At 60.8% G+C, this 9,035-nt stretch carries 10 protein-coding genes; 7 read left to right on the top strand and 3 right to left on the bottom strand.

What is annotated here, in order from left to right:
* The first annotated feature begins 129 nt into the window (after positions 1 to 129).
* On the top strand, positions 130 to 369 hold the full coding sequence (locus tag WBR57_RS29900) for a DUF1161 domain-containing protein (protein ID WP_063033723.1): 240 nt from the start codon (positions 130 to 132) through the stop codon (positions 367 to 369).
* On the opposite strand, the gene WBR57_RS29905 is transcribed toward WBR57_RS29900, so the two are convergent.
* The gene (locus WBR57_RS29905; protein WP_424089157.1) at positions 370 to 792 is read right to left on the bottom strand and encodes a hypothetical protein; all 423 of its coding nucleotides are present in this window, start codon (positions 790 to 792) and stop codon (positions 370 to 372) included.
* Between the two features lie 142 nt (positions 793 to 934).
* On the opposite strand from WBR57_RS29905, the gene WBR57_RS29910 reads away from it, so the two are divergent.
* Positions 935 to 1,978, top strand: coding sequence for an aminopeptidase (locus WBR57_RS29910; protein ID WP_424089159.1), 1,044 nt, complete (start codon positions 935 to 937; stop codon positions 1,976 to 1,978).
* Between the two features lie 81 nt (positions 1,979 to 2,059).
* Here the strand turns inward: WBR57_RS29910 and WBR57_RS29915 are convergent, their stop codons facing one another.
* Positions 2,060 to 2,719 carry an HAD family hydrolase gene (locus WBR57_RS29915; RefSeq protein ID WP_424089161.1) on the bottom strand — a complete coding sequence of 220 codons (660 nt, stop codon included), beginning with the start codon at positions 2,717 to 2,719 and terminating at the stop codon, positions 2,060 to 2,062.
* Positions 2,716 to 3,258: a gamma carbonic anhydrase family protein gene (locus tag WBR57_RS29920; RefSeq protein ID WP_424089163.1), complete on the bottom strand. Its 543-nt coding sequence runs from the start codon at positions 3,256 to 3,258 to the stop codon at positions 2,716 to 2,718. The genes WBR57_RS29915 and WBR57_RS29920 overlap by 4 nt, the downstream gene beginning before the upstream one ends.
* A 54-nt stretch (positions 3,259 to 3,312) precedes the next feature.
* Here WBR57_RS29920 and prlC point away from each other — a divergent pair, with 54 nt between their 5' ends.
* From prlC to WBR57_RS29945, 5 genes are all read left to right on the top strand, one after another.
* Positions 3,313 to 5,412, top strand: coding sequence for an oligopeptidase A (gene prlC, locus WBR57_RS29925; protein WP_424089165.1), 2,100 nt, complete (start codon positions 3,313 to 3,315; stop codon positions 5,410 to 5,412).
* On the top strand, positions 5,409 to 5,684 hold the full coding sequence (locus tag WBR57_RS29930) for a YheV family putative zinc ribbon protein (RefSeq protein ID WP_424089167.1): 276 nt from the start codon (positions 5,409 to 5,411) through the stop codon (positions 5,682 to 5,684). Before prlC ends, WBR57_RS29930 begins: the two co-directional genes overlap by 4 nt.
* A gap of 301 nt (positions 5,685 to 5,985) precedes the next feature.
* A complete protein-coding gene (locus WBR57_RS29935) occupies positions 5,986 to 6,738 on the top strand; it encodes a gluconate 2-dehydrogenase subunit 3 family protein (protein WP_424089169.1) in 753 nt (250 codons plus the stop codon).
* A gap of 2 nt (positions 6,739 to 6,740) precedes the next feature.
* Complete coding sequence (locus WBR57_RS29940; RefSeq protein WP_424089171.1) at positions 6,741 to 8,525, top strand: GMC family oxidoreductase; 1,785 nt, start codon at positions 6,741 to 6,743, stop codon at positions 8,523 to 8,525.
* A gap of 12 nt (positions 8,526 to 8,537) precedes the next feature.
* On the top strand, positions 8,538 to 9,035 hold a 498-nt coding region (locus WBR57_RS29945), incomplete at its 3' end, for a c-type cytochrome (RefSeq protein WP_424089173.1).

A 9,035-nucleotide genomic window follows, 5' to 3' on the forward strand; every position in this document is an offset into this window, starting at 1 on the left:
TTCGGGGGCAAGCCCCCTCCCTCATTTGGTTTTGCGTTAAATCAGAACCAGCGTTTATAAACTGTGGTCCTATAGCGTATGCAGCCTTAGACGCACACCCGTGCGCAATGCATTTAGGGAGCTTCACTGATGAAACGTATTGCCTTGGCGGTTATCTGCGGTGCACTGGCAACGTCGGCCCTGGCCGCGCCAAAAGACTGCGAAGAGCTCAGGAAAGAGATCGAGGTCAAAATCCAGGCGAACGCCGTTCCTTCCTACACCCTGGAGATCGTCAGCAAGGAAGAAGCTGACAAGCATGACAGTGCCATGGTCGTCGGCAGCTGTGAGAATGGCACCAAAGCTATCGTCTACCAGAAGAACAACGACTGATCAGAGGCAGTTGACGCTGCGCTCTTCGGCCAGCAATTGGCGAGCGGCGTTATACAAACGGATATTGGGTGTGTAGCCCAACGAGCGTCCTTCCAGCCGATAACGTTGGCCGGCCTCGAAACGGTCGTACTGCAAAGTGATGAAGCAGGTACGGTCGCTCGTTTGCCCAAACCCACTCAAGCTGCCGCCGGTAGGCACCTCGAAATCAAACCGCACCATCAATTCGTGACTGCCCGGTGGGACCTGAAAATAGCGCCCGTCCGGCAGATTCTTGCCGTCTAGACGCTGAGCCATCACCAGTTTGGCGCCCGGTGTGGGGGTGGCGAAATCGACCCAGGCCTGGTGTGGGTCGACCGCAGGGATGGGCGTGGAAGCACAGGCGCTGAGAAACAACGCGGTCACGGGTAGCAAGAGCTGGCGCATGGCGGGCACTCGGCGGAGGGGAGGAATAGAGCCTGGCGACAGTGGCAGCAGACTCCCTATGAGTATAAACACGCTGTGCCATGGAAAAATTCCGTGTGATCGGGATAGTCTGGCGAATAAATAACCCAGGGGTAGTCGAGGCATGGTCAGGCGTTTTCTTCCAGGGTTAATGGTTGTGCTGCTCAGCGGCTGCTCCAGTGTCAGTTATTACAGCCAGTTAGCCAGCGGCCAGTGGCAGTTGCTGCGGGCCCGGGAGCCGGTTTCCGAGGTTATCGCCGACCCCTCGCGGCCGCAGGCATTGCGTGATCACTTGGCGCAATCGCAGAAAGCGCGGGCGTTCGCCACTGAGCACCTGCACCTTCCCGACAACCAGAGTTACAGGTTGTATGCCGACATCGGCCGGCCTTACGTGGTCTGGAACCTGTTTGCCACGCGGGAATTTTCCCTGGCACCCGAGACGCATTGCTTCCCCATCGCCGGCTGTGTGGCCTATCGCGGCTATTACCAGCAGGGCGCGGCCCGCGGTGAGGCGGCACTGTTGAAACAACGGGGCATGGATGTGTCGGTCGGTGGCGTCGAGGCCTATTCCACCCTCGGCTGGTTCAATGACCCGATCATGAATTCGATGATGCACTGGGGTGACGAGCGCCTGGCCACGTTGATTTTTCATGAGTTGGCGCACCAACGTTTCTATGTGAAGGACGACACCGAGTTCAACGAGTCGTTTGCCAATTTCGTCGAACAGGAAGGCACCCGCCAATGGCGTGCGGCCCGTGGCCTGGCGCCACTCAGCGATGCGCTGGCGCAGCAGCGTGACCAGTTTATCCGGTTGATCCTCGATACCCGTAAACGCCTCGAAGTGCTGTACGCACAGCCGTTGGCCGCTGATGTGATGCGCCAGGCCAAGGCGGCGCAATTTGAGCGCTTGCGCAGTGACTATCGCCAGCTGCGGGATAGCCAGTGGGGCGGTGACAAGCGTTACGATGCCTGGATCAACCAGCCGATGAACAATGCGCGGTTGCTGCCGTTTGGGCTGTATGACCAATGGGTGCCGGCGTTTGCGGCGTTGTTCGCGCAGGAAGGTGGGGATTGGGTGAAGTTTTACGCAGCGGTGGAGAAGATGGGCGGGTTGCCGTTGGCACAGCGTAAAGCGGCGTTGAGGCAGTTGGAGGGGGTTGGCCGGTAGGCCCTCATCGGGGGCAAGCCCCCTCCCACACTGACCGGTGTACACGGTCAAATTGTGGGAGGGGCTTGCCCCCGAAAGATTTCAGGCGCGCTGCAAAAACGCCTGATGCATCTGCGCCAACGTCTCGAAATGCCAGGTCGGCGCCTCGGCATTCAGCTCTTCGAAACTGCCAAACCCATACCCCACCGCCGCCGCATCCACGCCATTGCTGCGGGCGCCGATCAGGTCATGCTTGCGGTCACCAATCATCAAGGTGGTGGCCGGGTCCAGGCCTTCTTCGCTGATCAAGTGCGCGATCAGCTCGACCTTGTTGGTGCGCGTGCCATCCAGCTCACTGCCGTAGATCACCTTGAAGTGCCTGGCAAAATCGAAATGCCGCGCAATCTCGCGGGCAAACACCCACGGCTTGGACGTCGCGACATACAGCTGGCGGCCCTGGCCGTTCAAGTCTTCGAGCAACGGCATCACGCCGTCGAACACGCGGTTTTCGTACAGCCCGGTGACTTTGAAGCGCTCACGGTAGAAATTCACTGCCTCCCAGGCCGTGGCTTCATCGAAGTCGTAAAACTGCATGAAGGCTTGCAGCAACGGCGGGCCGATGAAGTGCTCGAGCTTGGTCAGGTCCGGCTCGTCGATACCCAGCTTGCCGAGGGCGTACTGGATCGAGCGGGTAATGCCCTCGCGAGGGTCGGTGAGGGTGCCATCCAGGTCGAACAGGACGGTGGGGTAGTTCAGAGTCATCGGTCGAATCCTTCCGCCAGGTGCAGGTCTTTGAGCTTCACGTAGTTCGCGGCGCTGTAGGTGAAAAACGCGCGTTCCTTGTCAGTCAGCGCGCGGACTTGTTTAACCGGGCTGCCGACATACAGGAAGCCGCTTTCGAGCTTCTTGCCCGGCGGCACCAGGCTGCCGGCGCCGATGATCACGTCGTCTTCCACCACGGCGCCGTCCATCACGATGCTGCCCATGCCGATCAGGATGCGGTTGCCCACCGTGCAGCCATGCAGCATGACCTTGTGGGCGATAGTCACGTCGTCGCCGATCAGCAGTGGGAAACCGTCAGGGTTGAACGGCCCGGCATGGGTGATGTGCAGCACGCAGCCGTCCTGCACGCTGGTGCGGGCACCGATACGGATGCGGTGCATGTCGCCGCGAATCACGGTCAGCGGCCAGACCGAGCTGTCGGTGCCGATTTCGACATCGCCGATCACCACCGCCGAAATATCGACAAAAGCCCCGGCGTCCAGGGATGGCGTGTGGTTCTGATAGGTGCGAAGGGTCACGATAGCTTCTCTCTCTTCTGCTGATAGCTGCGGTGGGAGTTGATTGTAATTAAGATGGCCCCATCTTTGTTCTTACATGATTCTTCAGCCAAGGTGCCCACCGTGAGCGCGAACAACCCGCTTCTGCAGTCCTACGACCTGCCGCCGTTTTCGGCGATCCGTGCCGAGCACGTGCAGCCGGCCATCGAACAGATCCTCGCCGACAACCGCGTCGCCATCGAAGGCATCCTGCAAAGCCAGGGTAAAAATCCGACATGGGCCGGGCTGGTGCTGGCCATGGACGAACTGAATGACCGCCTGGGCGCCGCCTGGAGCCCGGTCAGCCACCTCAACGCCGTGTGCAACAGCGCCGAATTGCGCGAAGCCTATGAGGCTTGCCTGCCCGCGTTGAGCGCCTACTCCACCGAAATGGGCCAGAACCGCGCGCTGTTCCAGGCCTTCGAAGCCCTGGCCAACAGCCCGGAAGCCGCCGGTTTCGACGTGGCGCAAAAAACCATTCTGGAACATTCGCTGCGTGACTTCCGCCTGTCGGGTATCGATTTGCCGCCCGAGCAGCAAAAACGCTACGCCGAAGTGCAAAGCAAGCTGTCCGAGCTGGGCAGCAAATTCTCCAACCAGCTGCTGGACGCCACCCAGGCCTGGACCAAACACGTCACCGATGAAGCCACCCTCGCCGGCCTGACCGACTCGGCCAAGGCGCAAATGGCCGCCGCCGCGCAAGCCAAAGGCCTCGATGGCTGGCTGATTACCCTGGAATTCCCCAGCTACTACGCGGTGATGACCTACGCCCAGGACCGCGCCCTGCGTGAGGAAATCTACGCAGCCTACTGCACCCGTGCGTCGGACCAAGGCCCGAATGCCGGTCAGAACGATAACGGCCCGGTGATGGAACAGATCCTCGACCTGCGTCAGGAACTCGCCCAACTGCTGGGCTTCGCCTCGTTCGCCGAGCTGAGCCTGGCCACCAAAATGGCCGAGTCCAGCGATCAGGTGCTGAGCTTCCTGCGCGACCTGGCCAAGCGCAGCAAGCCGTTCGCCACCCAGGACCTGCAACAGCTCAAGGCCTACGCCGCGGAACAAGGCTGCGCCGACCTGCAAAGCTGGGACAGCGGTTTCTACGGCGAAAAACTCCGTGAGCAACGTTACAGCGTGTCTCAGGAAGCCCTGCGCGCCTACTTCCCGATCGACAAAGTGCTCGGCGGGCTGTTCGCCATCGTGCAGCGCCTGTATGGCATCGAGATCGCCGAGCAGAAAGGCTTCGACACCTGGCACCCGGACGTTCGCCTGTTTGAAATCAAGGAAAACGGCCAGCACGTCGGGCGCTTCTTCTTTGACCTGTACGCCCGCGCCAACAAGCGCGGCGGTGCCTGGATGGACGGCGCGCGCGACCGTCGCCGCACCGTCGATGGGGTGCTGCAAAGCCCGGTGGCCAACCTGGTGTGCAACTTCACCCCCGCCGACAGCGGCAAGCCTGCGCTGCTGACCCACGATGAAGTGACAACGTTGTTCCACGAATTCGGCCACGGCCTGCATCACTTGCTCACCCGCGTCGAGCACGCTGGCGTGTCCGGCATCAACGGCGTGGCCTGGGATGCGGTGGAACTGCCGAGCCAGTTCATGGAGAACTGGTGCTGGGAGCCGGAAGGCCTGGCGCTGATCTCCGGCCATTACGAAACCGGCGAGCCGCTGCCCCAGGACCTGCTGGAAAAAATGCTCGCGGCGAAAAACTTCCAGTCCGGCCTGATGATGGTGCGCCAGCTGGAATTCTCGCTGTTCGATTTTGAAATGCATGCCACCCATGGCGACGGCCGCAGCGTGGCGCAGGTGCTCGAAGGCGTGCGCGATGAAGTCTCGGTGATGCGTCCACCGGCGTACAACCGCTTCCCCAACAGCTTTGCGCACATCTTCGCTGGCGGTTATGCGGCGGGTTACTACAGCTATAAGTGGGCGGAAGTGCTGTCGGCGGATGCCTTCTCCAAGTTTGAAGAAGACGGCGTGCTGAACGCCGAAACCGGCCGCGCGTTCCGCGAAGCCATCCTGGCACGCGGCGGCTCGCAGGCGCCGATGGTGCTGTTCGTCGACTTCCGCGGACGTGCGCCGTCGATTGACGCACTCTTGCGCCACAGCGGCCTGAGTGAGGACGCGGCAGCATGAGCGAAGGGCCTGTGATCACCAAAAAGCAGTTTATCGCCGGGGCGGTTTGCCCGGCGTGCAGCGAGCCGGACAAGTTGAAGATGTGGAGCGAAGACAACGTGCCGCACCGCGAGTGCGTGGCCTGCGGTTACACCGACACGCTGAATGACCAGGGGTTGTCGGTGCCCAAGGAATTGGGCACGCGGGTCAACACCTCGGCGTTGAAAGCGCCGGCGGACCCCAAGGTGCAGGCGGTGCAGTTCTTTCCCAACCCCAAGTTGAAAAAAGACTAATCGTCTTACTCAGTCCAAATGTGGGAGGGGGCTTGCCCCCGATAGCGCGGTGTCAGTCAACACAATGTGTTGGCTGACCACCGCCATCGGGAGTAAGCCCCCTCCCCTTTTTTTGCGCGGATTTATTCGACTTAGGTCGCTGAATCGATTCTCTGCATGCTTAGCCTGCTATCATTTGTAACTATTGATTGCCGCTGCGTTCTACCTCCTCGGATCTATTGGATCCAACTTGCTTCGATCAACGCCAAGCCGCTCACCAGAAGCGACTGCCAAACCCGTGACCACATGATGAGGTGCCACCATGTCTGATCAAGATCAAGACAACCCCCGGCGTGACTTTTTACGCAAATCCTTGACCTTGATCCCGGTGGTCACGGTTGCCAGCACCGGCCTTGGCGGCTCGATGCTGATGGCCACGCCGGAACCGGCCCAGGCCGCCCCGGCCACGCCAGCCGTCAGTGACAAAGCCTACGAACCGACGTATTTCACCGCCGAAGAGTGGGCGTTTATCAACGCCGCCGTCGCACGCCTGATTCCCGCCGATGCCCAAGGCCCCGGCGCCCTGGAGGCCGGCGCGCCGGAATACATCGACCGCCAGATGAACACGCCGTATGCCAGCGGTGCCCTGTGGTTCATGCAAGGTCCGTTCAACGCTGATGCCGCGCCGGAGATGGGCTGGCAAAGCAAATTGGTGCCCAAGGACATCTATCGCCTGGGCATCGCCGCCACGGATGCATGGTCGAAGGCGTTCAACGGTAAAGCTTTTGCTGCGCAAGACAGCGCTACCCAGGAAGATATGCTCCATCGTCTGGAGGCTGGCGGCAGTGAAGTCAGCGCGCATTTTGCCTCGGTGCCACCGAAGATCTTTTTCAACCTGCTGCTGCAAAACACCAAGGAAGGGTTCTTTTGCGACCCGATCCACGGCGGCAACAAAGGCATGGTCGGCTGGACCATGATTGGCTTCCCCGGCGCCCGCGCCGATTTCATGGACTGGGTTGAACGCAACGAGCAATACCCCTTCCCGGCTGTTTCCATTCGCGGCGAGAGGGCATAAACGTGGCGACCATCATGAAGAAAGTGGATGCGGTGATCGTGGGCTTCGGCTGGACCGGCGCGATCATGGCCAAGGAACTGACGGAAGCTGGCCTGAACGTGGTAGCGCTGGAGCGCGGCCCGATGCAGGACACCTACCCGGACGGCAACTATCCCCAGGTCATCGACGAACTGACCTACAGCGTGCGTAAAAAACTCTTTCAGGACATCTCCAAAGAGACGGTGACGATTCGCCATAGCGTGAATGACGTCGCCCTGCCCAACCGTCAGTTGGGTGCGTTTCTGCCGGGCAATGGCGTGGGCGGCGCGGGCCTGCACTGGTCGGGCGTGCACTTTCGTGTCGACCCTATCGAGTTGCGCATGCGCAGCCACTATGAAGAGCGCTACGGCAAAAACTTCATCCCCAAAGACATGACCATCCAGGACTTTGGCGTCAGCTATGAAGAGCTGGAGCCGTTTTTCGATTACGCGGAAAAAGTCTTCGGCACCTCCGGCCAAGCCTGGACCGTAAAAGGTCAGTTGGTGGGTGAAGGCCGTGGCGGCAACCCGTATGCGCCCGATCGCTCAAACCCGTTCCCGTTGGAGTCGCAGAAAAACACCGTCTCCGCACAGCTGTTTCAGAAAGCGGCTACGGACGTAGGCTACAAACCCTACAACTTGCCGTCAGCGAATACCTCGGGACCGTATACCAACCCCTACGGCGCACAGATGGGCCCGTGCAATTTCTGCGGCTTTTGCAGCGGCTATGTTTGCTACATGTATTCCAAAGCCTCGCCGAACGTGAACATTCTGCCGGCGCTGCGCCAGGTGCCGAATTTCGAGCTGCGGCCCAATTCCCACGTGCTCAAGGTCAACCTCGACAGCACCAAGAGCAAGGCCACCGGCGTGACCTACATCGACGCTCAGGGCCGCGAATGCGAGCAGCCGGCGGACCTGGTGATCATCGGTTCCTTCCAGTTCAACAACGTGCGCCTGATGCTGCTGTCGGGCATCGGCAAGCCCTACGACCCGATTACCAATGAGGGCGTGGTGGGCCGGAACTTCGCCTACCAAAACATGGGCACCATCAAGGCGTTCTTCGACAAGGACACCCACACCAACAACTTCATCGGTGCGGGCGGCAATGGCGTGGCCATCGATGACTTCAACGCGGACAACTTCGACCACGGGCCGCACGGCTTTGTGGGCGGCTCGCCGATGTGGGTCAACCAGGCCGGCAGCCGGCCGATTGCGGGTACGTCCAACCCGCCTGGCACGCCGGCCTGGGGCAGCGCCTGGAAGCGCGCCACGGCCGATTACTACACGCACCAGGTGTCGATGGACTCCCACGGTGCGCATCAATCCTACCGGGGCAACTACTTGGATCTGGACCCGGTTTACCGCGATGCCTACGGCCTGCCGCTGCTGCGTATGACGTTCGACTGGCAGGAAAACGACATCAAGATGAACCGCTTCATGATGGAAAAAATGGGCAAGGTCGCCGAGGCGATGAACCCAAAGGCCATTGCCGTGCTCGGCAAAAAGGTTGGTGAGCACTTCAACACGGCGTCCTACCAGACCACCCACCTCAACGGTGGCGCGATCATGGGCACCGACCCGAAAACCAGTGCGTTGAACCGTTATCTGCAGAGCTGGGATGTACACAACGTGTTTGTCCCGGGCGCGTCCGCTTTCCCACAAGGTCTGGGCTACAACCCTACTGGCCTGGTGGCGGCGTTGACTTATTGGTCGGCCCGCGCGATCCGCGAGCAGTACCTGAAAAACCCCGGCCCACTGGTTCAGGCATAAGGAGCGATGACCATGAAAGCATTTGTTATCGCCACCTTCGCCCTGTTCAGCAGCTGCTCGGTGAGCGCCGCCGAAACCGACCTGGTCAAGCAGGGCGAATACCTGGCCCGCGCCGGAGACTGCGTGGCCTGCCACACCGCCAAGGACGGCAAGCCGTTCGCCGGTGGCCTACCGATGGAGACCCCGATCGGGGTGATCTACTCCACTAACATCACCCCGGACAAGAACACCGGCCTGGGTGACTACAGCTTCGAAGACTTCGACAAGGCCGTGCGCCATGGCGTCGCCAAGAACGGTAGTACGCTTTACCCGGCGATGCCGTATCCGTCCTACGCACGTGTCAGCGACGGCGACATGCAGGCGTTATATGCGTACTTCATGAAAGGCGTTGAACCGGTCGCGCAAGCGAACAAGGACAGCGATATTCCGTGGCCCTTGAGCATGCGCTGGCCGCTGGCGGCCTGGCGTTGGATGTTCGCGCCGGCGGTCGGCGAGCCGCCGGTGCAAGCC

It is taken from the genome of Pseudomonas sp. (assembly GCF_049590575.1).
In the GTDB taxonomy this organism is placed as follows: domain Bacteria; phylum Pseudomonadota; class Gammaproteobacteria; order Pseudomonadales; family Pseudomonadaceae; genus Aquipseudomonas.